The sequence below is a fragment of the Candidatus Pelagibacter sp. Uisw_136 genome, assembly GCF_047720275.1.
In the GTDB taxonomy this organism is placed as follows: domain Bacteria; phylum Pseudomonadota; class Alphaproteobacteria; order Pelagibacterales; family Pelagibacteraceae; genus Pelagibacter.
On sequence record NZ_CP159812.1, the window covers coordinates 904,591 to 930,125 of the forward strand.

25 protein-coding genes are annotated in these 25,535 nt (G+C 32.4%); 12 read left to right on the plus strand and 13 right to left on the minus strand.

The window, feature by feature from the left end:
• Positions 1-2: 2 nt before the first annotated feature.
• Both ABXT53_RS04945 and ABXT53_RS04950 read right to left on the minus strand, forming a co-directional pair.
• Positions 3-794 (minus strand): glutamine amidotransferase-related protein, encoded by a 792-nt coding sequence (locus tag ABXT53_RS04945; RefSeq protein WP_415290012.1) that lies wholly within the window; start codon positions 792-794, stop codon positions 3-5.
• The gene (locus ABXT53_RS04950) at positions 791-1,957 is read right to left on the minus strand and encodes an iron-containing alcohol dehydrogenase (protein WP_415290013.1); all 1,167 of its coding nucleotides are present in this window, start codon (positions 1,955-1,957) and stop codon (positions 791-793) included. Before ABXT53_RS04950 ends, ABXT53_RS04945 begins: the two co-directional genes overlap by 4 nt.
• Positions 1,958-2,027: 70 nt before the next feature.
• On the opposite strand from ABXT53_RS04950, the gene ABXT53_RS04955 reads away from it, so the two are divergent.
• Both ABXT53_RS04955 and ABXT53_RS04960 read left to right on the plus strand, forming a co-directional pair.
• Complete coding sequence (locus ABXT53_RS04955) at positions 2,028-3,404, plus strand: aldehyde dehydrogenase family protein (RefSeq protein ID WP_415290015.1); 1,377 nt, start codon at positions 2,028-2,030, stop codon at positions 3,402-3,404.
• A gap of 1 nt (position 3,405) precedes the next feature.
• On the plus strand, positions 3,406-4,161 hold the full coding sequence (locus ABXT53_RS04960; RefSeq protein WP_415290017.1) for an SDR family NAD(P)-dependent oxidoreductase: 756 nt from the start codon (positions 3,406-3,408) through the stop codon (positions 4,159-4,161).
• Between the two features lie 47 nt (positions 4,162-4,208).
• Here the strand turns inward: ABXT53_RS04960 and dctP are convergent, their stop codons facing one another.
• From dctP to ABXT53_RS04985, 5 genes are all read right to left on the minus strand, one after another.
• Positions 4,209-5,285 (minus strand): TRAP transporter substrate-binding protein DctP, encoded by a 1,077-nt coding sequence (gene dctP, locus ABXT53_RS04965; RefSeq protein WP_415290018.1) that lies wholly within the window; start codon positions 5,283-5,285, stop codon positions 4,209-4,211.
• A 136-nt stretch (positions 5,286-5,421) separates the two neighbouring features.
• Entirely contained in the window at positions 5,422-6,753 is a 1,332-nt protein-coding gene (locus ABXT53_RS04970) for a TRAP transporter large permease (protein WP_415290019.1), read from the minus strand.
• A complete protein-coding gene (locus tag ABXT53_RS04975; RefSeq protein WP_415290020.1) occupies positions 6,753-7,262 on the minus strand; it encodes a TRAP transporter small permease subunit in 510 nt (169 codons plus the stop codon). Before ABXT53_RS04975 ends, ABXT53_RS04970 begins: the two co-directional genes overlap by 1 nt.
• Positions 7,263-7,268: 6 nt before the next feature.
• Positions 7,269-7,463: a hypothetical protein gene (locus tag ABXT53_RS04980; RefSeq protein ID WP_415290022.1), complete on the minus strand. Its 195-nt coding sequence runs from the start codon at positions 7,461-7,463 to the stop codon at positions 7,269-7,271.
• Positions 7,457-8,485, minus strand: a complete 1,029-nt coding sequence (locus ABXT53_RS04985) for a 2-dehydropantoate 2-reductase N-terminal domain-containing protein (RefSeq protein WP_415290023.1) — start codon at positions 8,483-8,485, stop codon at positions 7,457-7,459. The genes ABXT53_RS04980 and ABXT53_RS04985 overlap by 7 nt, the downstream gene beginning before the upstream one ends.
• Before the next feature lie 80 nt (positions 8,486-8,565).
• Here ABXT53_RS04985 and ABXT53_RS04990 point away from each other — a divergent pair, with 80 nt between their 5' ends.
• Together ABXT53_RS04990 and ABXT53_RS04995 are read left to right on the plus strand one after the other, a co-directional pair.
• The gene (locus tag ABXT53_RS04990; protein WP_415290025.1) at positions 8,566-9,906 is read left to right on the plus strand and encodes an NAD(P)-binding domain-containing protein; all 1,341 of its coding nucleotides are present in this window, start codon (positions 8,566-8,568) and stop codon (positions 9,904-9,906) included.
• A 20-nt stretch (positions 9,907-9,926) separates the two neighbouring features.
• Complete coding sequence (locus ABXT53_RS04995) at positions 9,927-10,301, plus strand: dimethylsulfonioproprionate lyase family protein (protein WP_415290026.1); 375 nt, start codon at positions 9,927-9,929, stop codon at positions 10,299-10,301.
• Here ABXT53_RS04995 and ABXT53_RS05000 read toward each other — a convergent pair.
• The 6 genes from ABXT53_RS05000 to ABXT53_RS05025 all read right to left on the minus strand — a co-directional run bounded on the left by ABXT53_RS05000 (position 10,298) and on the right by ABXT53_RS05025 (position 15,994).
• The gene (locus ABXT53_RS05000) at positions 10,298-12,451 is read right to left on the minus strand and encodes an ABC transporter permease (RefSeq protein WP_415290027.1); all 2,154 of its coding nucleotides are present in this window, start codon (positions 12,449-12,451) and stop codon (positions 10,298-10,300) included. The genes ABXT53_RS04995 and ABXT53_RS05000 overlap by 4 nt on opposite strands.
• A 3-nt stretch (positions 12,452-12,454) precedes the next feature.
• Complete coding sequence (locus ABXT53_RS05005; RefSeq protein ID WP_415290028.1) at positions 12,455-13,486, minus strand: quaternary amine ABC transporter ATP-binding protein; 1,032 nt, start codon at positions 13,484-13,486, stop codon at positions 12,455-12,457.
• Positions 13,487-13,559: 73 nt separating this feature from the next.
• A complete protein-coding gene (locus ABXT53_RS05010; RefSeq protein WP_415290029.1) occupies positions 13,560-14,111 on the minus strand; it encodes a hypothetical protein in 552 nt (183 codons plus the stop codon).
• A 6-nt stretch (positions 14,112-14,117) separates the two neighbouring features.
• Positions 14,118-14,492, minus strand: coding sequence for a hypothetical protein (locus ABXT53_RS05015; protein ID WP_415290030.1), 375 nt, complete (start codon positions 14,490-14,492; stop codon positions 14,118-14,120).
• Between the two features lie 10 nt (positions 14,493-14,502).
• A complete protein-coding gene (locus ABXT53_RS05020) occupies positions 14,503-14,946 on the minus strand; it encodes a hypothetical protein (protein ID WP_415290031.1) in 444 nt (147 codons plus the stop codon).
• A gap of 103 nt (positions 14,947-15,049) precedes the next feature.
• On the minus strand, positions 15,050-15,994 hold the full coding sequence (locus ABXT53_RS05025) for an ABC transporter substrate-binding protein (RefSeq protein WP_415290032.1): 945 nt from the start codon (positions 15,992-15,994) through the stop codon (positions 15,050-15,052).
• 118 nt (positions 15,995-16,112) lie between these two features.
• Here ABXT53_RS05025 and ABXT53_RS05030 point away from each other — a divergent pair, with 118 nt between their 5' ends.
• From ABXT53_RS05030 to ABXT53_RS05065, 8 genes are all read left to right on the plus strand, one after another.
• The gene (locus ABXT53_RS05030; RefSeq protein WP_415290033.1) at positions 16,113-18,440 is read left to right on the plus strand and encodes a DUF1989 domain-containing protein; all 2,328 of its coding nucleotides are present in this window, start codon (positions 16,113-16,115) and stop codon (positions 18,438-18,440) included.
• Between the two features lie 4 nt (positions 18,441-18,444).
• The gene (locus ABXT53_RS05035) at positions 18,445-18,795 is read left to right on the plus strand and encodes a hypothetical protein (RefSeq protein ID WP_415290035.1); all 351 of its coding nucleotides are present in this window, start codon (positions 18,445-18,447) and stop codon (positions 18,793-18,795) included.
• A 102-nt stretch (positions 18,796-18,897) separates the two neighbouring features.
• A complete protein-coding gene (locus ABXT53_RS05040) occupies positions 18,898-20,226 on the plus strand; it encodes an NAD(P)/FAD-dependent oxidoreductase (protein ID WP_415290037.1) in 1,329 nt (442 codons plus the stop codon).
• Between the two features lie 72 nt (positions 20,227-20,298).
• Positions 20,299-21,768 (plus strand): glutamine synthetase family protein, encoded by a 1,470-nt coding sequence (locus ABXT53_RS05045; protein ID WP_415290039.1) that lies wholly within the window; start codon positions 20,299-20,301, stop codon positions 21,766-21,768.
• Between the two features lie 24 nt (positions 21,769-21,792).
• Positions 21,793-22,737, plus strand: a complete 945-nt coding sequence (locus ABXT53_RS05050) for a glutamine amidotransferase (RefSeq protein WP_415290041.1) — start codon at positions 21,793-21,795, stop codon at positions 22,735-22,737.
• Positions 22,725-23,579 carry a GXGXG motif-containing protein gene (locus tag ABXT53_RS05055; RefSeq protein ID WP_415290042.1) on the plus strand — a complete coding sequence of 285 codons (855 nt, stop codon included), beginning with the start codon at positions 22,725-22,727 and terminating at the stop codon, positions 23,577-23,579. The genes ABXT53_RS05050 and ABXT53_RS05055 overlap by 13 nt, the downstream gene beginning before the upstream one ends.
• Positions 23,579-25,003, plus strand: coding sequence for an FMN-binding glutamate synthase family protein (locus ABXT53_RS05060; protein ID WP_415290043.1), 1,425 nt, complete (start codon positions 23,579-23,581; stop codon positions 25,001-25,003). Before ABXT53_RS05055 ends, ABXT53_RS05060 begins: the two co-directional genes overlap by 1 nt.
• A gap of 9 nt (positions 25,004-25,012) precedes the next feature.
• A complete protein-coding gene (locus ABXT53_RS05065; protein WP_271482723.1) occupies positions 25,013-25,414 on the plus strand; it encodes a hypothetical protein in 402 nt (133 codons plus the stop codon).
• Positions 25,415-25,535: the final 121 nt, after the last annotated feature.

Below are 25,535 nucleotides of genomic sequence, written 5' to 3' on the forward strand. Positions count from 1 at the left end.
AATTAGTTACGTATATAATTAATCCAGTTTCTAACTTCACATGTTCTATCATTGAAATTCAATAATTCATTTTCGGATTTTATATATGAGACATGGCTTTCATACTCTTCTTCATCTAAAAAATTTTTACTTTTAAACAATCTCTCTTTACGACCATCAATAAGTTTAAGCATCTGAAAATATTCATAATCAGGGTGATACTGTAAGCCAATAATTTCAGAGTTTCCTGCATTAAAGCTAACACCCATTACATTGTTAACTATGTCACTTGATAAAAGAATAGCATTTTTTGGTAGTTCACTTACTTCATCAAAATTAAATGCTGGTGATGTAAAAATTTTTTTTTTATCTTTGTATATAAAGTGTTTTTCACCTTCATTGTTAATAATTACATCTGATGCAATTCCAATATGAGCACCTTTTTTTCCAGGGTTTACTTCACCCCCAGCTGCTGTCGAGCAGACTTGTAATCCCCAACAAATTGCTAAAATCTTATTTTTATGATTAAAGCAATTAGATGCAAAATTGATATGTTTCTTAATGACATCTGTCATATCATTTATTCTCATTGCACCACCAGTAAACACAATGCCATTATATTTACTCATATTTTTTAGAGCATTCGTTGTCTCATCATCATGACCAGGATTTATGATTTCTGTATTTGCTGATGGTTCTATCTTTAAAATTAAATTCTTTAAATTATCTGCTGCAGAACTTCCAGCTGCTTTAATAAAAAACTCACTATCTTCTCTAATATTTCCTTCAACAATTAAAATATTTAAATCACTCATTTAAACAATTCACCCGTCATACTATGCTGGTACATTATCTTCATATCATCTATAGTTAATTTTTTTGGATTTCCTCCAGTAGATGGATCTGCTAAGGCCATTTTTGATAATCTATCAAGATCAAAATCTTTTTCATCAATCACTTCTGATAATTTGTGAGGCATATCCAGTTTTTTTCTTAAATCTAAAACCCAGTTAACAAAACCATCAAAAGATCTATTTTTAAGTTCTAAATAATCACAAATCTTTATTATTTTCTTTTCAATTGCATCTTTATTAAAAGTTAATACGTAAGGCATGAATATTGCATTAGATAAGCCGTGATGAATATTATTTAAAGCATTTACAGGATGGCTTAATGAATGAATTGCCCCCAACCCTTTTTGAAATGCAGTTGAGCCCATACTGGCTGCAGTTAACATATTCATTCTTGCTTCAATATTAGATCCATTGTTAACAGCTTCTAATAACCACTTATTAATCAATCTCATTCCTTCTAAAGCAATTCCTTCAGCCATTGGGTGATATCCTGGGGCGCAATAAGCTTCTAAATTGTGCGCTAGTGCATCCATTCCAGTTGCTGCAGTCATTTTTGATGGTAACCCGACTGTTAAAACTGGATCTAAAATAACTATTGATGGTAAAAATTTTGGATGAAAAATTATATTTTTCACGCCTGTTTCTTGATTTAATATTACTGACGCTCTGCCAGTTTCAGAACCAGTGCCGGCAGTAGTAGGTACTGCAATAATTGGAGCAATTTTATCTGAATTGGCTTTAGTCCAGTTATCTCCAACATCTTCGAAATCCCAAATAGGTAGATTTTGACCTGACATGAAAGCAACAGCTTTACCAACATCTAAACCACTACCACCTCCAAATGCAATAACACCATCACAATTGTTTTTTTTATAACTATCAACACCTTCATTTACATTTGTGCCTGTTGGATTACCAACCACATTTGAATATAATGCAGCAAAAATTCCATCCTCTTTTAAAATTGATATGGTGTTTTTAACAATATCTGATTGGGCCAATCCATTGTCAGTAACAAGTAATGGTTTTTTAATATCTAAATTTTTACATGCTAGAGCAATGTCATTTATTCTATTTTCACCTACCCACATTGTTGTGGGGTAATTCCAGTTGTATTTATGCATATTATTGTTTAATGTTTTTAAAATTAAATATTGTATATCACCTTCTAAAATAATTTTAACTGAAATATTTATGCAAAAAACAATTACACCTATTGATAATACTCTTTATATCGAAAGAAATTATGATGGAGATAAAATAGAAGAAACTATTAGGGGCTCAATGAAAGCTCAAAAAGTGTGGGCAGATCTAGATATTAAAGAAAGAGTAAAGCTGTTAACAAGTTTTGTTGAAGATTTTTTATCAAGAAGCGATCTGATTTGTGAAGAACTAAGTAGACAAATTGGGAGACCTATTTCTCAAGCGGCTGGTGAATTAAAGGGCTTTAAAGAAAGAGCTGATTACATGCTATCTATTGCAGAAAAGAAATTAGCAAATATTGATGTAGCAAAAGATGATAATTTTAAAAGTTATATAAAAAGAAAAGCTCTTGGAGTGGTATTTGTAATAGCGCCGTGGAACTATCCATATCTTGTTGCAGTAAACTCTATAATACCAGCAATGGCAGCAGGTAATTCTGTTATTTTAAAACATTCTGCTCAAACTCCTTTATGTGCTGAACAACTTTACCAATCAGCTAAAAAAATTCTTCCTAAGGATGTTTTTAATTATTTACATTTAAACCATGAAGATAGTTTAAAAATTGTTTCTGATAAGCGAATTAATTTTGTCTCTTTCACTGGTTCAGTAAAAGCTGGTTATGATGTTCAAAAAGCAACCCAGAATAAATTTATTGATATGACTTTAGAGCTAGGTGGTAAAGACCCTGCTTATGCTAGGTATGATTGTGACTTAGAAAAAACAGTTGAAAACCTGGTTGATGGATCTTTTTTTAATTCAGGTCAATCATGTTGTGGAATAGAAAGAATTTATGTTGATGAAAAAATTTATAATAATTTTTTAGAATTGTTTGTTTCAAAAACTTATAATTACAAGCTTGGAAACCCTTTAGAAAAAGAAACCAACTTAGGTCCTGTGGTTAAACTATCTGCTGCTGATTTTATTTTACAACAAATGAACTCTGCAATTAATAAAGGTGCTAAAAAAATGATTGATGAAAGTAAATTTACATTTTCAAAAGAACATAAAAATTATTTAATGCCTCAAGTTTTAACAAATGTCACTCATGATATGAGTTTTATGACTGAAGAAACTTTTGGACCCTGTGTTGGAATAATGAAAGTTAAAGATGAAAGTGAAGCTATTAAATTAATGAATGATAGTCCATATGGTTTGACAGCTTCTATTTGGACAAAAGATATTGAGATTGCAGAAAAAATTGGTAATCAGGTTGAAACAGGCACTTTCTATATGAACCGATGTGATTACCTTGATCCAGCATTATCTTGGACTGGTGTTAAAGAAACTGGAAAAGGCTGCTCATTATCAGAAGTTGCTTATGAAAAATTAACTTCACCCAAAAGCTTTCACCTAAGAAAAGAACAATAAAATGAAATTAGATTTTAAAGGTAAAGCTGCTGTAATCACTGGCGCAAGTGGTGGCATGGGCTTAGAGATTTCAAAAAAACTATCCCAAAACAATATTTCAGTTTTAATGTTAGATTTAAAAAGTCCTAGTAAAGAATTTTTAGATAATAATAGAAAATGTGAATTTGAAAAAGTTGATGTAACTAATTTTAAAAAATTGAAATCATATATCGATAATTTTTACAAAAAACACCAAAGAATAGACTACTTAGTTAATACAACTGGTGTTCTTTGGTTTGATAAAGATGTCTCAGCGGTCAATATAAACTCTAATGTATGGGATAAAGTTTTTGAAATAAATCTAAAATCTATGATGTATCTTTCAAAAATTATTGTGCCTAAAATGATTAAAAACAAATTTGGTTCAATGGTACATATATCTTCCATTGATGCGTTATCTGGTGATGACAAACCTCAAGATGCCTATGGTGCTTCAAAAGCAGCAATGATTAGACTTTCAAAATCTTTTGCCATTCAATTTGCATCAAATAAAATTAGATCAAATATTATTTTACCTGGTCCAATAGATACTGGCATGCAGATTAGATGGAAAAAAAATCCTAATGCAAAGAAAGATTTAGAAAAATTTATTCCATTAAATAAAGTGGGTAAACCTGAAGATATTTCAAATGCTTCTTTATTCCTATTAAGCGATCAAGCAGGTTATATTACTGGAACTGAATTGATTGTTGATGGGGGTCTTACGGCTAAGCCGTAGTTATTAACTTTAGGCGCCTCTTTCTTGAGGCGCCTAAAAAATATTTATTACCTGTAAGGGTATCCAGCTTTTTCCATTGTGCTTGCATACAACTTAAATGCATCCACAACTTTTTTAGCTCTTGGACTAATATTTGAAGTCTCATCCCAGAATGCTTTAGAGTCGTTTACAACTTTAGCCCATTCATTATCAGGAAGACTTGTTAGTTCCATTTTTTTCCCATTAACACGAAGATCAGCTTCTCCACCCCAATACCAAACTTGTCTATAATAATGAGAGTCATTAATAGACATTCTGTAAAGTGCTTGAAGTTTTGGACTTAATTTGTCCCAAGCTTTTTGATTAGCAAAGTACGATCCAAACCATGCTCCTGTAACAGAGTTAGTTAGCGCATACTTACAGATATCAGCCCAACCCACTTCATATGCCTCAGTAAATCCGCACCAAGCAACACCATCTAGTTCTCCGGTTTGCATAGCAACCTCAACATCATCCCAAGGAACCGTAACTGGTATTAGGCCATATTGAGCTAAGAATTTTCCAGCAGTAGGTACACCAAAGACTCTTAAGCCCTTCATGTCTGCTAAAGAAGTAACTTTTTTCTTCACAGTGAAGAGATGGCATGGGTCCCAAGCACTTGTGCTTAACCATTTAACACCTTTGACTTCACTATATGCTTCATCCCAAATTTCATTTAAACCGTAATATTTAAATAAAGCTGGAACATCTAAGCTATATCTGGTTGCAAATGGAAAATACCCACCAAACACAGAGATATCAACGGGTGATCCCATTGTAGCATCATCACTTTGTACAGCATCTAAAGTACCTGCTTGCATGGCTCTAAATAGTTCATCAGTAGGAACTAATTGATCGGCATAATACAGTTCAATTTCCATTTCACCATAAGCAGCTTTGTTAAATGCTTCTATTTGTGGCTTTATAACATGTGCACCAAGTGGGGCTCCAGAATACGTTTGTAGCCTCCATTTGATTGGGTTTGATGCAGAATAAGCATAAGGTGCTTTAACAACACTTGCTCCTGCTACACCAAAAGTTAACAAGCCAGCTTTCTTAATAAACGATCGCCTTTTACTTGTTATTATTTTTTTTTCTTTTTTCATTAACTCTCCCTGTTAGTTAAAAAGTATTTGTAAAGCCTATTATAAAAAAAATTATGATTAAACTAAAAAATGAATTATTTTTTTCTATTAAACAGTAATTTTTTCAACTTTAAAACTTAAAGTTGTATTATTATTTTTATAGATACTTATTTGGAAGATAAGTTGCAATTTGAGGAAAAACCATAACTAAAATTAATGCTAAGAGCATTACCAGGAGAAACGGTGTAATAGATCTGTAAATATCAGATAAGGTTATTTCTTTTGGTGCCATAGCCCTCATAAGAAATAAATTATAGCCAAATGGAGGGGTCATATATGCAATCTGACATGTAATTGTATAAAGAACACCATACCAGATTGGATCAAATCCTAATGAGATAATTAGAGGTACATAAAGTGGTGCCACTATAACTAACATCGCAGTATCATCTAAAAACATTCCCATAAATATGTACGAAAGTTGCATCATAATTAAAACTCCCCAAGGAGTTAAATGCCATCTTTCTATAAATAAAGTTTCAATTGCACGCGCAGCCCCTAGGCCATCAAATACTGCTCCAAAACATAGTGCAGCTAATATTATCCACATAAACATGCAAGAAACACCAAGAGTTTTTCTAAGTGTTGTATCAAGAACTTTTCGAGTAAATCTTTTTTTGTAGATAGATGCTAAAGTTGCAAGTAAAGCACCTACAGCAGAACACTCAACTAAACTTGCTATACCCATTAAGAATAATCCAGTCATGGACATAAATATTACAAATGGAATTATTCCAGCTGTTAAAAGTTTTAGTTTTTCTTTAAGTGGAATATCTCTTTCTTTTTTACTTAATACTGGACCTAATTCAGGTTGAAGACGACACCTTACATAAATATAAATTATAAATAAGGTAGCCATTAAAAGACCTGGTAAAAGTCCTGCAAGCCAAAGTTTACTTACTGGTTGACGTGCGATCATGCCATAAAGAACCATTACAACGCTTGGAGGTATTAAAATTCCTAGCGAACTTCCCGCTTGAACGACACCAGTAATCATTCGTTTATCATAATTTCGTTTTAACATTTCAGGGAGGGCAATTGTTGCTCCAATAGCCATACCTGCAACACTCAATCCATTCATAGCTGAAATTCCAACCATCATAAACATTGTGCCAATTGCTAAACCCCCTTTTATTCCACCAAAAAATACATGGAACATTTTATATAAATCACTAGCAATACCTGACTCTGAAATCATAAAACCCATGTAAATAAAAAGTGGAAGTGTAAGCATCGGATACCATTTAAAAAGTTTCCATGTAGCCGTATATGGCATTTCGATAGCTCCATTTCCCCAAACCAATAATGCTGAAATAACAGCTACAAAACCAATTGCACCAAATACTCTTTGACCAGTGAACATCATTGCCAACATCGTTATAAACATGAACAATGCTATAAATTCATAACTTAGATATTGAGCCAACATTATATTTTAATATTTTTAATTTTTGCGATGTCTTTAATAAGCATTGAGAAAGCTTGTAATAACATCAAAAGTATACCCAATAGCATCAAAGATTTTATTGGCCAAAGATAAGGTGCCCATGCAGTAAAAAGTTTTTGTTTATACTCTAATGTATATTGTAAACTTGAAATGGAGCCATAAAGGAGAATTGCTAAAAAAAAAATCAGAAAAATACTAGTAAAAATATCCATTTTAGCTTTTCCCATTGTTGATAACTTTCCATAGAATAAATCCATTCTAACATGATCGTCTGTAATCATAGAGTAACCACCACCGAGCAAATAATATGCAGTAAGAGTGAATTGAGCCATTTCTATAATCCACATTAAAGGGTAATTAATTATGTTTCTCGTAACGAAAGATAATATTAAAAGAAACATCATAAAAAAAACACCGTACATTACAAATCTGCCAACTTTGGTGCAAATGTTGTCTATTATATTTACATAAATTGAAAATATTTTTGGCATAAATTTCTACTTTTTATTCTTTTTTATTTCTTCTTCACAAAATTTTTTAGCTTCTTCAAGATCTGTAATTTTTGATTTAGATAATTTTTGACTTCCAGCTAGGCAGGCATCGACAGCTCTTTTTAAATTATAATCACTAAAATTTAGAATAACTACCATTCCAAGTACTATAAAAACAAATATTAATATATTTTTTACCATTGAATTTCCAATTTCTTATTTTCACATATAGTGTTTAGCATACTAAACATTAATGGAAAATGTTTAGAATTAAGGTCTTGTAAAATTTTAGGTCCGATTTCTAATGCAAGTTGCGCACCCTCTACTGTAATATTTTTCATAAATTTTTCTTTAGCTTCTTTATATAAATATCCTTCACCTAAATATTTTCCCATTAAACTATTTCTTCCTCCTATTGCACTTACATATAAATCACCTAAACCAGCTAAGCCATAAACAGTTTCTGCTCTTCCTCCATAGAAAGAAACAAATTCAACCATTTCAGAAATTGATCTATGGATTAATGAGGCTGATGTATTTAAATAATATTTAGATTGAATTTCTTTAGGTGCTTTTGAATTGCTTAATCCTTCAGAAGCTCCAATTAACATTGAATAAATATTTTTAATTGCACCTGATAACTCAATGCCAGTTAAATCATCTGACACTTCTGTCGAATAATAATTTGTTGATATAATTTTTTTTAATTTTTCTGTTTCTTTAATATCTGGATTTGCAATAACAGTGCCTGTTCTCATTTTATATGCAAGACCTGCCGCTAAACAAGGTCCTTTGATTGCTGAAATATTTACTTCTCCATGACCCTTTTCCTTGAGAAGTTTTTTAATTTTATCTGAAAGTGTTATTAATTCATTGTCCTCAATGGCTAAACCTTTTGTTAATAAAATAATTGGAAGATTTTTTTTATAATTTTTTGATATCTGATTAACAAACCATTCAATTCCTACAGAACTCACTCCAGCAACAATTATATCTACCTCACCTTCAAGTATTGATTGTAATTTCTCAAATTTTTCTACCTTTAATTTTGATGGTAATTCAATATTTAAGGCTGGATGGAAATTATTATTTAATTGAATTTTATTTATTAAATCATCCTCAAGGTGAGTGCCGATGAGCGTTACATCATTTTTATTTTCTAAACATGGTACAGCGAATGCAGACCCCATCGCTCCAGCACCAATAATAATAATTTTTTTCATAATACTGTATTTTTTTATATTAATTTTTAGCATTTTGTTGGTAAAGTACAGTTATAAATTTATTAGGGAGAGGTGATTTTATGACAAAAGTAGCAATTATTGGTGCTGGACCTTGTGGTTTATCCGCTTTGAGATCTTTTGAACAAGCTGAAAAAAAAGGTGAAAAGATACCTGAAATAGTTTGTTTTGATAAACAAGAAGATTGGGGAGGCTTATGGAATTACAGTTGGAGAACGGGTTCTGACCAATACGGCGACCCTGTACCTAACAGTATGTATAGATACCTTTGGTCAAACGGCCCTAAAGAATGTCTAGAGTTTGCTGACTATTCATTTGATGAACACTTTGGAAAACCAATTCCATCTTTTCCACCTAGAGAAGTTTTATACGATTATATCTTAGGTAGAGTTAAAAAGGGAAATTTGAAGTCTAAAATTAGATTTAATACTTCTGTTAGCAATGTGTCTCATGATGGTAAAAATTTTGAAGTTACTTATCATGATAAAAAAAATGATAAAATTTCAAAAGATATTTTTGATTATGTAATAGTATCTACTGGTCATTTCTCAGTTCCATTTATTCCAGAATATCCAGGAATGAAGGCTTTTCCTGGAAGAATAATGCACTCTCATGATTTTAGAGATGCAGAAGAATTTCGAGATAAAAATGTTGTTGTTTTAGGAAGTAGCTATTCTGCTGAAGATGTAGCTCTTCAGTGTCATAAGTATGGGGCAAAAAGTGTGACCATAGCCTATAGACATAATCCAATGGGATTTAAATGGCCCGATGGAATGAAAGAAGTTTATCACCTAGATCGACTTGAAGGTAATAAGGCGATATTTAAAGATGGTCATGTACAAGAAACAGATGCTGTAATTTTATGCACAGGATATCTTCATCATTTTCCTTTTATATCTGAAGATCTTAAATTAAAAACAGGAAACAGGTTATATCCACCAAAGTTATATAAAGGTGTGGTTTGGCAAAATAATCACAAATTAATGTATTTGGGTATGCAAGATCAATTTCATACTTTCAATATGTTTGATTGTCAGGCTTGGTTTGCAAGAGATGTTATAATGGAGAAAATTAAAGTTCCAAGTGTTTCAGAGGTTGAAAAAGATATCAATAAATGGGTATCTCTTGAAGAAAAGTTAGAAAATGCAGATCAAATGATAGATTTTCAAACTGAGTATACTAAAGAGCTTCATGATTTATCTGATTATCCTAAAATTGATTTTGAATTAATTAGAAAAACTTTTAAAGAATGGGAACATCATAAAGTAGAAAATATAATGACTTATAGAAATAAGTCATTTGCTTCACCTGTAACTGGATCAGTTGGACCAAAACATCATACTGATTGGGAAGTTGCGATGGATGATTCTTTAAAAACTTTTTTAGATCAACCCAAAAAATAATCAATAAGTTGTGATTTTGCATGATTTTTGTAAAAAACCTTAAATCTGTCTCTGATCAAGAGTGGTCAACAACTGAGAAATACCCAGGCGTTAGGTGGAAGTTTTTAATTGATGCAGATTTTATGGGAAGTTCTGGACTTTCACTTGGTTTTGCTGAAATTGCTCCTGGAGGAAATTTACCCCTACACTATCACTCGCCTGCAGAAATATATTTAGTTACCAGTGGAAAAGGAATGTTAAATAAATCTGGTGAGCTAGAAGAAATTAAAAAAGGTGATGTAGTTTATATTGTGGGCAATGCAAAGCATGCTTTAAAGAATGTTGGAACCGAAACCTTGGAATTCTATTGGATTTTTCCAACAGATCGTTTTTCTGAAGTTGAGTATTTTAACTAATCGATACCAAGATGTTTTTTTCTTTGCCCCACCCAAGTTCGAATTAAATGGTCAAATACCAGGCCTATAAATGCAACACAAATACCCAGTGTTAATCCAATTCCCGCACCTTTTTTATCAGATATAGCTTTTAAAATATATTGTCCTAAGTCCTCAGTTCCAATAAATGCTCCAATAATTACCATAAATAAAGCAAATACAATTGTTTGATTTAAACCAAGCATCATGTGTGGAAGTGCTAAAGGGAATTCAATTTTCATCAGTCTTTGTATTTTTGTTACACCTGACATTGAAGCAGCATCGTGTAAAGCTGCTGGAACACTTCTCAACCCTTCAATAGTATATCTCGTTGCAGGTATAGTTGCATAAACAACTACTGCAATTAATACCGATGTATCTGTAACCCCAAAAAGCATCATTACTGGAATTAAGTATACAAATGAAGGGAATGTTTGAAAAATATCACAGACTCCCAACATAAAACTTGTTGTATGCTTATTCTGAAAACATAAAGTTCCAACAGTAAAGCCAATTACACAAGATAAGATAACTCCAAAAGTTGCCATATATGTAGTAACTAAAGCTCTGTCCCACCACGGACTTAATGCTATAAATAATGTCAAAGCACCCACTACAAAAGCTGAACGTATTCCTCCAATTATATATCCAGCACCCATAACCAAAACAAATGTTGCAACAATAGGCATACGTAAATAAGAAGCACGCATAGGCTGCAATACATCTACTATTAACCATGTATTAAAAATTTTTAAAGTTTGAAAGAAAGTATCCCAAATCCAATCAACACCTTTGTTCCAAAAATCCGCAGTTGATATTCCCTTATTATGTGGAATTTCATATAAATAATTAAAACCTTCTTTAAAATAAAAAGATCCAACATAAGCAAGTATAATTCCAATAAATATTGCACCGGAAAAAAATAATGTATTTTTATATCTTTGAAAAAAAGTTAAGTTACCAAAATAATCTATTTGCTTATTTGCCCAAGCTAAAGATAATTTATCTAGTAATATCGCAATCAAACTAATGCATAAACCTGCTTCTAATGCCAATCCAATGTTCAGCTGATTTAAAGCTAATAATAAATTAAATCCTAAACCTTTGGCACCTATAAACGCTGAAATTACTGCCATAGAAAAACACACCATGATAACTTGATTTACTCCAATCAAAATATCTCTTCTTGCAGTTGGGATTAATACTTTAAACATAAGTTGTAAATTATTACATCCACTCATTTTACCAGCTTCAATAACTTCAGGGGATACCCCTCTAAGACCTAACAAAGTCAGTAGTATCATTGGTGGAACAGCTACAACCATGGTTATGATTACTCCAGCATGATCACCAACACCAAAAAGGACAATCGCAGGAACCAATACTGCGTATTGAGGCATAGTCTGCATAACTAAAAGTATTGGATATAAAGCTTTCTCTACACGTTTACTTTTGAATGCTGCGATCCCTAAGCTCAAACCAAAAATAAAAGATAGAGGTGCTGCAACCAATATAAAAGAAAGTGTTTGCATCGAAGGTTTCCATTGACCAAAAATAGAAATATAAATCATGACTATAGCAGCGAATAAAGCTAGACCTTTACCGCTTAATTTATATCCAAGTACCGCTGCACCCGCAGCAACAATTGTCCAAGGTAGTCCTGGCAATTCTGCCCATGAATTTTCACTTATCCAATCCCAACTTGTAAATGCAACAATAGTTTCAACACCACCTAATAAAATCTCTCTAATTAATTCTATGAGAAATGTTATAAATGAGGTTAAATTTCTCGTTATTTGTAAAACTAGAGGTCGAGTTTTAAATTCTTGAGTGTCTTCATTCCAAAATTCAATTGGCATCCAATCATTCATTAAAAAAAATAATGAATCATTTATCCATATAGGTAACCATCCAAGCAAAGGAGGTAGTCTCCAAAAAACATCAAATGCATAATACCTTACTTCTGCACCAAAGAGTGTGTAAGTGCTTTGATTTGGATCTTTAATAAATTCTGCTTGACCTCTAATAAATTTATAAGTTTCTGGAACATCAATTGCAAAATATAAGGTAAAAAAAACAATTAACAAAAATAACCATTGGAATACTTTTGGATATCTTTTTAATAATTCCATATTTTAATCATTATTTTTTTTTCCACCAAAAACTGTATGTATTATTTTTGATGGATGAACGGTGCCAACAATTTGATTATTTTCATCAATTACAGATACAGACTTTTCTTGAGTTAAGATTTTTTCAGCAACATTTTCAATTATTTCATTTCTTAAAACTTTTAAATTACTTAAATTTTCATTATTTGGTTTATCCATCACATCTTCTATTTTTAAAACCTTCTCTCTAGGAACTTCTTCAGTAAATTTTTTTACATATTCTGTTGCAGGATTTAACACAATGTTAGCTGGGGTATCCAGTTGTTCAATTATACCATCTTTCATTATTGCAATACGGTCAGCAAGTTTTAAAGCTTCATCAAAATCGTGTGTAATAAACATAATTGTTTTTTGTAATTTTTCTTGAAGTCTCAAAAATTCATCCTGCATCTCTTTTCTAATTAATGGATCTAATGCAGAAAATGGCTCATCTAAAAACCAAATATCAGGTTCAACAGCTAATGATCGTGCAATACCTACTCTTTGCTGTTGTCCACCTGAAAGCTCTCTTGGAAAATAATTTTCTCTTCCATTAAGACCAACAAGCTTTACCATTTCCATTGCTTTATTGATGCTATCTTTAGTTTTAATACCTTTTATTTGAAGTGGGAAAGCAATGTTTTCCACAACTGTTTTGTGAGGAAGTAAAGCAAAGCTTTGAAATACCATACCCATTTTATTTCTTCTAAGTTCAATCAGTTCTTTATTGCTTAATGAAAGCAAATCTTGACCTTCTATAAAAATTTTTCCAGCAGTTGCATCTGTTAATCTAGAAATACATCTTAACAATGTTGATTTCCCTGAGCCTGATAAACCCATCACAACTAACATTTCACCTTTTGAAACCTCAAAAGAGGCATTATTCACACCCACTATACATCCGTTTTCTTGAAATGTTTTAGCGTCTACATTTCCATTTGCATCTTGAAGCATCTTTTTGGCATTTGTTCCAAAAATTTTATAAACAGATTCACATTTGATTACTGTATCAGTCATAATGTTTTAATAAGTTATACGAAATAAAAATAAAAAACACTTTTTATATTATTTATACTTATCGTTTTTCTCCTTAAAAATTTTTAATAAAATAAACTCTTGTATCAATTCCAGTACTTAAAAAATTTAAAACCTCTCCTTTAACAGTAATTATTTCATCTACCCCAACATTATTTCCACTAACTGTAAAACCTGCAAAGCATTTATTATTTTCCTTATTCCATTTAACAAACGTTTCATCAATTTTATTTCCATTAATAGTATAAATATGATGTGCTCTAAAATTCAAAAAATTAGCACCCATAATTGCACGCTGAGGAATAATCTTTGTTGCGTTGCAAACTTTTTCATATTGTTCTAAAGATAACTTATAATGATCAGTTCCATCATAAAAAACTAAAATTCCTGATGGCAAACTTGAAATCAGTTCATTTTGCTTTCTTGTTTCCGCAATTCTTTCTTCTTCTTTTTTCATTTTAGCAATTAGTTCTTCACCCTCACCAAAAATATTATTTAAGATAGCAAAGGAAAAAATTACAATAATTATTAAGATGATAAGACCTCCAAATTGTCTAACTGGCTCAGATATCTTCTTTAATTTATTTGAATATATATTTTGTAACATTTTTATCTATTCTTGAAATTTTCCATTTTTCCAAATTCCTTTTTTTTCTTTTCCATCAGACCATGTAAATGTTCCCTCTCCATTCATAAACCCATTAGCCCATTCCCCATTATAAGTTGCACCGTTTGGAAAGGTCAAAATACCCTTTCCACTCCACACACTATTTTTAAACTCACCTTTATAAATATATCCATTAGGCCAAGTCTCAACTCCTTGTCCTTGTTTTTGTGTGCCAATCCAATTGCCTTCGTATGTTGTTTTGTCAGTGTAAGTCCATTTACCAAAGCCATCTTTACAGTTTCCTTCACAACCTGTCTTTCGAGCTGATACTGATGTTGCAACTAAAAAACTTAAAGCTATATAAAATAAATATTTTTTCATTTTTTTAAATTTAGCTACATAAGTAAAAAGAAATATTTTTTTCAAGATTATCACTTTTTATACCTATTGTAATTTCGTGAACTAATTCACCTGATTTTCTGTTAATTATACCTGATTCTGAGTAATTTTTTCTTTCATCAAAAGCTTTGAATAAAACTATGTCTTTATTTACAACTTTTACTTCAAATTTTGCAGTTTGTGAGAGGAACAATGATAACCCATTAATCAAAAGTTTTTCTGGTCTCTTTGCATCGATTTCAAATTTATCTAAATTTTGATTATCTAAATCTTTTGCTAAAAAAGTTTTATAATTATATTCTGAGTTCTTGAGTATTTTCTTTTCTAATTCACATACAAAACCAATTTTAATATCCTCTTGTATGTCTATATTTTTTGTAAAAGAAGAATTAAAAACTAATAGACTGATAGATATATATAAAAAAAACTTTATCATTTAATTAAAAGGTCCGTAATTTGAATTTGTGCGAAAGCACATTCTTTAAAAAAAATCCCCCCCAACATTGTTGGGAGAGATTTCAATTTATTAACTGTTACCTTTATTTAGTAAAAGCTTGCCAAACACTCTTATTATCAGCTAACCATTTCTTAGCTGCATCTTCATGAGTCAATTTGTCAAGGTCAACTAAAGCAGCCATTGCACCAATATGACTTGTAGAGAATGACATTTTTTTAAATGCCGCTGCTGCTGCTGGATGTGTTTTTGGAAAGTCTGCAGTTACAGCTTTTTTCAAATAACCATCTGGCGAACCACATTTTCCATCACCACCGTCTTCTGGTCTACAACCAGCTGAATATGGAGGGAAATCTATAAAAGTAAAACCAGCACCATCTGTGAAGTTTGGCGTCCAGTTAAATATTATAGTTCCTCTTCCTTCTTTTTCAGCTGCTTTGAGTTCAGCCCAAAGTGCATCTGCACTTCCAGCAAATTTAACAGTCCAAAGATCTCCAAGTCCTAAAGCATCAACCCTTTGAGGTATTAAATCTCCATGCCAACTTTGTGGACCTTCTAACATTCGTCCTTTTCCACCTGAATCAGGTGTTGTAAAGTTTTTAGCACAAGCTGGATTTTTTAATGCAGTCCAGTCTGGAAGACCAGGACATAATCCTTTTTCAGCAACCCAGTTTGGATATCCCATATCTTCAAGCGTTCGAGCTTCATGATCTCCCCAGTCAACTAAACCACCTTTGTCTAGCGCTGTAGTAAATGATTTTCCAAACGCAGATTCCCACACTTCATGAGATAAACTTACATCGCCGATACGAATTGCTTCATAAACTGCTTGTGAGTCTGTGTTTACATACTTTACATTATTTCCCATACTTTCGAAAATTCCACCAATAACATGAGCCATTACAATTTGGCTAGACCAGTTATGAGTTGGAATAACGATAGGTTTTTTACTATCTGCTGCATTAGATACTCCAGCAAAACTAACTGCTGAAATTACCAAGGCAGATATTAATGATACTATTTTTTTCATTATATTCTCTCTCCTTAATATTAATGTTTAAGAAAGTATGTTCTCACTTATTAAATTTATAGTCAATGACCTTTGATTATATTAAGCTAGTGTTAAATTATTTAAATTTATACTGGCAATGCTACATACTAGTAACGATATAAGAAATCCTGGCTTAAGAACATTACCACCTGGAGTTGAAAGATATTTTGTAAGAGGTGGTGGGCTCTCTATAATAGAAGTTTTGCCAGAAGATAAAATAGAAATCATTAATGAAGAAGGAAGACAAATTTGTGAAATAATTGTTTTTAATTCAAAAGGTAAGTCTGATTTATCTATTTTAAATTTGAAAGAAAATGCTAATGCAGATTTTTCAAAAAAAACTATTGCTAATGATGAAAAAATTTCAAAGCTGCTAAAGAATAAAAACCTTGATTTAAATAATGCTAAATCATCAATTATTTTTAACAATGATTGTATGATGGGTGAAAAAAAAACACTGACTTCAAAAGATAAATGTGTAGTTATGATTGCTGCACCTGGTGATGCAATGAATGTTCATGAACAAAATCCACCAACAGATTTAACTATTTTTTTAAATAAAGCTAAATTTATTAAAACTGATGAACAATTTATTTTGCCAGATCCGCTTAGTGATCCAATTATTGAACAACTTGTAAAAAGAAGAACTGCTGAAACTTATGAGGTAAAAGCTGGTGAATATATTCAGATAATTGATCCAGGCGGAAGGCAATGTTCTGATTTTCTAGCTTTTGATACACAAAAATTAAATGACGGTATTGAAAGTATTATTGATGATAAAGCAACACGAACTTTTATGGGTGGTGCTTACCCTGGGCCTGGTTTGTTTTCAAAGTTTTATGATGGTGATCATGAAGCTATGATTGAAGTTGTAAGAGATACAGTTGGAAGACATGATACTTTCAATCTTGCTTGCACATCAAAATATTATGAAGATATGGGTTATATGGGTCATATTAATTGTACTGACAATTTTAATAATAGACTGGATAAATATGACATCAATTCTAGAAAAAGTTGGTCTGCAATAAATCTTTTTTTTAATACTGCAATTGATGCTAATAATGTTGCATCTTTTGATGAACCTTGGTCAAGGCCTGGAGATTATGTTTTATTTAGAGCTTTAAAAGATCTAACATGTATATCATCAGCTTGTCCTTGTGATGTTGATGGTGCAAATGGCTGGAATCCCACTGATATTTTTGTTAGGACTTATTCAAAGGAAAAAAAGTATTCAAAAGCAATAGCATTTAGAATGAAAACAGACTCAGAACCTAAACTAACTCAAGAAACAGGTTTCCATAAAAAAACTTCAGAGCTAACAAGAAACTTTGTTGAGTATAAAGGTTTTTGGCTTGCTAATAATTTTACAAATTCAGGAACTATAAAAGAATATACGGCTTGTAGAGAAAGTGCGATTGCAACAGACTTATCGCCTCTTAGAAAGTTTGAAATTCTTGGACCTGATGCAGAAAATTTAATGCAATACACCCTTACCAGAAATGTAAAAAAATTATCTGTAGGGCAGGTTGTTTATACAGCCATGTGTTATGAAAATGGGTGCATGCTAGATGATGGTACTTTATTTAAATTAGGACAAGATAATTTTAGATGGATTGGTGGAGATGAATACAGTGGTGAATGGTTAAAAGAACAAGCTAAAAAGAAAAATTATAAAGTTTGGATTAAATCTGCAACAGATCATATTCATAACATTGCAGTACAAGGTCCAAATAGTAGAAAAATTTTAGAAAAATTTGTATGGACGCCTCCTATACAGCCATCCATCACTGAGCTTGAATGGTTCAGATTTAATATTGCAAGAATAGATCATGAAACGGGTACACCAATTGTTATTTCAAGAACAGGTTACACTGGTGAACTTGGCTATGAAATTTGGTGTCATCCAAAAGATGCTGCAGAGGTTTGGGATAAAGTTTGGGAAGCTGGTAAAGAGTTTGATGTTACTCCATTAGGCTTAGAAGCTTTAGACATGGTTCGTATTGAAGCTGGACTAATTTTTTATGGCTATGAGTTCGATGATCAAACAGATCCATTTGAAGCAGGTATTGGTTTTACAGTGCCACTTAAAACTAAAGAAGATGATTTTATAGGTAAGGAAGAATTAATTAAAAGAAAAGCAAATCCACAAAAAAAATTAGTTGGTCTGGAATTGGTTGGTCATGAACCAGCAGTAAATGGAGATTGTGTTCATATTGGTCGTGGTCAAGTGGGTGTAATAACAAGTGGAATGCTATCACCTAAACTTGGAAAAAATATTGCACTTTGTAAAATAGATGTAAAATATTCTGAAATAGGAACAGAAGTTGAGATTGGTAAACTTGATGGTCATCAAAAAAGAATTGGTGCAAAAGTTGTTCCCTTCCCTTTTTATGATCCAACAAAATCAAGAGTTAGAGCATAATAAAATGCCCGATAACAGCAAAGATCTTTTAAATTTTTGGGAAGACCAGATGAAACAATCACATACATCTAGTAACTATTTTTTTAGAAAATCTCCTTCACATTATCATATGATGTTACTTGTAATGTCAGCGCATAAACTTAATGAAAAGCTTTCTGTTGAAGGGCTAAAAACAAAATTATTTAAAACCTCTAGACCAAAATCGGCTTTGATAATTAATGAGGCTTGTGAAAAAGGATTCTTTCGTTTGGAAAAAACTTCAACTGATCAGCGAATAAAAAATATTATACCTACTGAGACTTTTATTAATGAGTTTAAACAATACCTGCTCACTTTAAAAAAGCTAAGCTATTAGCACCTAATTCAACAATCTCTTTAAGTTGATATCTTTTATATATAAAATTTAGTTATAAATATAATTATATTAATTACTTTTTAGAAAAAATAATATTTTCATATGTCAACATTACCAACTAAAGCTAAAGTAGTAATCATCGGAGGCGGAATTCATGGCCTAAGTACAGCTTGGAAACTTTCAGAAACTTATAAAAATCCAGGTGACATTGTAATTCTTGAAAAAAAAGATACTGCAGCAGGTGCGAGCGGAATAGCTTGTGGTGTTATAAGAAACAACTATTTTCAACCTGCTATGAGAGAGTTAATGGCTCACTCTGTTTCAGTCTGGGAAAGTGATCCTAAAGCATGGAAATATAATGCTGTAGGGTATTTACAAATATCTCCAGAGGTTATGCACGAAGATGTTGCTACAATTTATGAGCAGCAAAAAGCTATTGGTTACGAATCAGAATTTATTGAAGGTGAAAAAGAATGTACTAAATACATGAAAGGTATGTTTGATGATTGGCAAGCACAAGGCATCACATCTATACTTCATGAAAAAAAAGGTGGTTATGCATTCAACAAAGCTTCTATAAAAGCTCTAGAAGAAAAATCTACTACAAATGGTGTTGAGGTTATTAAGGGTGTGACGGTTACAGGATTTAAAAGAGGAAGCAATAGCAAAGCTGTTACAGGTGTTGAAACCGATAAGGGAATTATTGAGTGCGAACAAGTAGTTGTTGGCGCTGGTCCTTGGGTTAGAGATTTTTGGAACATGTTAGATCTTCCAAAAGTTGCAAATATTAAAGGACAAGATGGAAAATTTCATAAAGAAGATATGTGGAAATATTGGATGTTACAAGAAGGTGTTATTGGTGTTGATAAAGATTTTTTAAGAATGAATGATGGTGGTCAGCCTCCTGTAATGCATGTTGACTCAACTGCCCCTCTATATTCTGACACAACTAAAAAACTAATTACAGATGAACTTTGGGGAATTTATTATAAGCCAGACATTGAAGGGCTTGGTGTTCAGGGTGGAACATCTCCTTACATAGTTGATAAACATTTTGATAAAATAAATATTGATCCTTATGGACTTGAGTCTCCTGAATTTCAAACAACAGAATCATTTAATGATATGTGGTGTTCAGCTTTAGCTCATTGTCACAAAAGGTTTGAAGGTAAATCAGATCTATATAGAAAAGGACCCTCGGGTGGTCTTGGATGTATGACACCAGACAATTTTCCTATATTTGATAGATTTTTAGAAAATGTTTACATGATAGCAGATGCAAACCATGGATATAAAATGATTGGTGTAGGTGAGCTTGTTGCACAAGAAATTTTGGGAACTGAAAGTGAATTATTAAAACCGTTTAGATTCAACCGTTACGAGAAGGGTGAACTTCATCCAACTTCTAACAGTCCTTTCCCTTGGAGTTAAACTTCAAGCCTAGACACAAATAATTTTTTCAGTTACGGTTCCTTAAATAAAAATTCATTAGAGGGAGAGATAATGACAGATTTAGATAGACACGTTAGACAACCAGGTAGAGACAAATTAGTTAAGCAAGTTAGAGCTAAAATTAACGAGCTAGGTGTTGAATATATTTATTTTCAATTTATTTCTGTAACTGGAAGAGTTGTAGGTAAGGGTATTCCTACTGATCATTGGGAAAGAACGTGTGAAAAAGGATTTCAATTAGTTTACGGTGCTACAGCAAACTTATTTGTTGATCGTCATGGAGATTATATTGGTTATGGACCAGAAGCTAAAGAGCTAGTTGGTATACCTGATCCTGAAACATTTTGTCAGCTTCCATGGGATAAAAAAGTTGCAAGAGTATTCGTTACTTGCTTTAGAAATAGAGAAGAAAGAGATAATCCGGGTGCACATTTAACATCAGATTGTCGTGGAAATTTAAGAATACATGCCCAAGAATTTAAGAAGAAACATGGCTACCAATTAAGAGTTGGAACAGAACCAGAAATGATGTGGTTAACTAAAAATGAAGATGGTTCACCTACTGGTAAAGGTTTTTCTAAACCTTATTGCTATCACATAGATCAATTTGAGTCGTTAAGACCAGTTTTCATGCAAGTTTTTAAATACGCTAGAGCAATGGGTTTTGACATGATTCAAGGTGATCATGAAGATGCACCAGGGCAATTAGAATTAAATTGGATGTACGATGATGTTTTAAGAAATGCAGATAGACTTTCAACTTATAGACAAATTTGTGCACAGGTTGCTAGAGAGTTTAATTTGATAGCTTGCTTTATGACAAAACCTTTTATGGGAGTGTCAGCAAGTGGTTGTCATACAAATATGTCTTTATGGAAAGGTGGAAAAGATAAAATTAATAAATTATCTCATAAATCTATCCCAGCGATGGATGATGTTTTTACCTATGTTGAGGGTGGAACTAATTACTTTATGCCTGACACTAAAGATATTCAATTACCTGGTAAAGTTGGATTAAAAGCGATTGGTGGAGTAATGAAACATTTGGGTGCACTGACTGCAATTGGTTCTTCAACTGTTAACTCGTATAGAAGGCTGTGGGATACAGGATTTTGGGCACCCGTTTATGCAGACTGGGGATTTCAAAATAGAACTTGTGGTTTAAGAGTTTCTGCTCCAGGTAGATTTGAATACCGTTCTGTAGATTCAATGCATAATCCTTATTTAATGGGATCTGGATTATTAAAATGTTTTGATGACGGAATAACAAATAATATTGATCCTGGAAAACCTGAGTCTAGAAGCATGTACGACGCTCAAGCTGCTGGAAAAATAGTTAAAAAGCTACCAATGAGTCTTGGTGAAGCTTTAAATCGTTTAGCAGAAGATGAAGTTATAAAATCAGCTATGCCAGACGAAATGTACAAAGTATTCCATTGGTATAAAAATGATGAATGGGAAAAATTTTTAGGTGCAACAACTCAGTGGGATCTAGATACTTATCTGGACTGTCTACCGTAATCTTTAATAAAATAGGGGAAATATATGTGTGGAATAGCAGGATTAATACATAGAGGAAAATCATCAAATGTAGGAAGTGAACTACAGGGAATGCTTCAAGCTTTAAAACATAGAGGAGAAGATTCTACAGGTTACGCTTTGTATGGAGATACAGATGGTAAAAACTTTATTATGCGTTTTAAAGTTGGAGAAAATGTTGGTGAGGGAAGCTCATCAATAATGGAGGATGTTTCTGTATACGATCAAAGAAAGAAAATTGTTGATCAGTATTTATCTGAGTTAGGTGCCAAAATAGTCAAAGAAGAAAGAATTCTACCCTACTCCTTGAGATATGAGCTTGCTTACGATGTAAAGGATCTATTAGAGTTTTCACAAAAGATTGAAAGTATTCCAGGAGTTGAAATTCTTTCCATGGGAAAATCATTAGAGGTAATTAAAGATCTAGGTAATGCTAAAATGGTTTGTGATAGATATAGTTTAGATAAAGTGGTTGGAACACATGCAATTGGTCATGCTAGAATGGCTACAGAATCTGGTGTTGACATTAAGTCTGCTCACCCTTTTTGGGGTTATCCCTTCAGTGATGTATCTGTGGTTCATAATGGTCAGTTAACTAACTATTGGAACAACAGAAGAATGCTTGAGAATAAAGGTATGAGATTTATGTCTGAGTGTGATTCAGAATTAATCGCTGTTTATATTGCTCAAAAAATGAGAGAAGGAGCATCTCTTGAAGAAGGCATGAAGGCATCTTTAACAGGTCTTGATGGAGTTTTTACATATTTTGTTGCAACTAAAGATTCTTTAGGAATGGCAAAAGATACAATGGCCGCAAAACCTTTGGTTCTTTATGAATCGGATGATTTAGTAGCAATGGGTTCAGAAGAAATAGCAATCAGATCAGTTCTACCACAAGAGATAGACACATATGATCCATATGATGGAGAGGTAAAAGTATGGCAAATTTAAAGACTACAGAAAAAAAAACAAAGTCCCAGTCAATGGGTATGCACACAGAAGTTTTAACAGGAAGAACTCAGCAAAAATTTTTTAATCCTGACGAAGGTGAAAATCTTTATTATTTTGGAACTTATGATGTAGATTTTAATAAAAGAACAGAGCTGGATGTTAAAGAAATGACAGCTCCAGAAGCTAATAAAGAAATTGATAATTTAATGAGCCAAGGTTATGGAACAATTGTTATTAAAAACCCTCAAGGAAAACATAGTTTAGGTGTTGGTATTTTAAATAAATTAAACTTAATTTTTGAAGGAAGTTTGGGTTATTTTGGTATGGGTTCTTGTGATGGACCCACTGTTAGAATTAATGGTAGAGTTGGCTGGTCTTGTGCTGAAAACTTAATGGCAGGAAAAGTTGTTATAGAAAAAAATGCAGGATCTTGCTTTGGTGCCGCTATAAGAGGTGGTGATTTAATTTGCAAAGGAAGTGTTGGTGCAAGAACTGGTATTGACATGAAGGGTGGAACTATCATTGTTGGTGGTGATGCTGGAGCTTTTACAGGTTTTATGATGCAAAGAGGAAGAATTATTATTCTAGGTGATGTTGGAATAAATTTAGGAGATTCTATGTATGATGGAACAATTTTCATTGGTGGTAAAATTGGTTCTTTTGGAAGTGATGCTGTTCCATCAGATCTTACAGACAGTGACCAAGACTGGTTAAAAAGAAAATTAAAAGTTGCAGAGATAGGTGAAAAATTTGATGTCAGTAAAATGACAAAAATAGTCGCAGGGAAAAAACTTTGGAACTATGATAATCTAGAACCTCATGAAAAGAAAGGAGCTATCTGATGGCTAAAAAGAAAGTTAAAAAAAATAGTAAAAAAATAAAAAAAACTAATGGAAGTGTTGGTGGTAAAGCTGATGTTCATGCACACGAAGAAGGCAAAAGAAATAAAAGTCTATTAGGTCACAACGCTATTTTTACTCCTGAAGTTATAGACGATATTCATATTAAAGCTCAACTTGGAAGATACAGAATGCGTGGAATGGCGTTAATGAAAAAAATTCCTACATTTGATGATTTAGTTTTTTTACCTGGAACTCTTACAAGATTTGTAATTGAGGGTTATAGAGAAAAATGTGAAACAAAAACTATAATCGGACCAAATTGTGAAAACCCAATTGAACTAGATATACCAGTATATATTACAGGTATGAGTTTTGGAGCACTTTCTTATGAAGCAAAAACTGCTTTAGCAAGAGGAGCAACAATGGCTGGGAGCGCAACATGTTCTGGTGAAGGTGGAATGATTCCAGATGAGAGAAGATATTCTGAAAAATGGTATTACCAATGTATTCAATCAAGATATGGTTTTAATCCTCATCATGCTCAACTAGCTGATGCAATTGAAGTATTTATTGGTCAAGGACAAAAAGTTGGAATGGGTGGACATTTAATGGGTCAAAAAGTTACTGATCAAGTTGCAGAAATGAGATCTCTACCATCTGGTATTGATCAAAGATCTCCAGCAAGACACCCAGACTGGTTAGGTCCAGATGATCTAGCTTTAAAAGTTGAAGAATTAAGACAACTTACAAAAAATAAAGTTCCAATTCAGTTAAAACTAGGTGCATCAAAAGTTTATGACGATGTTCGTATGGCTGCAAAATGTAATCCAGACTCAATATTTTTAGATGGTATGGAAGGTTCAACTGGAGCCGGTCCTCACATAGCTGCTGCAAATACTGGTATTCCAGGAATTGCTGCAATCAGAGAAGCTAGAAGAGCTATTGATGATGTTGGTAAAACTGGACAAGTAACTTTAATTTATGCTGGTGGTGTTAGAGATGGTGCTGATATGGCGAAGGCTTTAGCTCTAGGTGCTGATGCAATAGCAATTGGGACTGGCGCTTTAATGGCTTTAAACTGTAATAAAGATATACCAGAAGCAAACTTTGAAAAAGAAATGGGTGTTAAAGCTGGTGAATGTTATCACTGTCATACTGGTCGTTGTCCAGTTGGTGTTGCAACACAAGATCCTAAATTAAGAGCTAGATTAAATCCTGATGATGCTGCATTAAGAGTTTATAATTACCTTCATGCAATGACATTAGAGGCTCAACTTTTAGCAAGAGCTTGTGGTAAAACTAATATTCACTCTTTAGAGCCTGAAGATTTAGCTGCTCTAACAATGGAGTCATCTGCATTAGCTAAAGTTCCGTTAACTGGAACTAACTTCACTGTTGGTGTTGATAACTATCACAAAATATAAGAGGTAAAAATGGTTAAGAAAAAAACAAAAACAAAAGTAAAAAAAGAAAATCTAGGTGGAAAATCTAAAGAGACTGCTAGAGAAAAAATGATTGGGCAACATATCGGTTATAGATATGACGTTAACCTATTACCTGATTATAAGAAGATGACTCCATTCTTAAAAAAATATGTAGAAGCTATGGGATGGGATGATCTTAACTGGTTAGAAGATATTCATATGGGTTATGAAGAGGATAGACCTGCTGTATTTTGTAGAAATGCAAATGGTTGGGTTACAATTCCAAAATCAATCAAATTACCAAACAACCAACAAGACAGGGATATGATTGCAAGAGAGCTTTTAGTTAAGTTTCAAATGTCTAAAAAGCACCCTCTTGTTGATTTGAAAAAAGCTTACCTTAAGTTCTAGTACCTCAATCAAAGGTTGATTATTTTTTAAAACTCGTTGCAGTTACTTGTTTATTTAAGCAATGTATAGTTTGTCACGTCTATATAAATTTTATAGTCTTTCTAAAAACTAATAGGAGAGA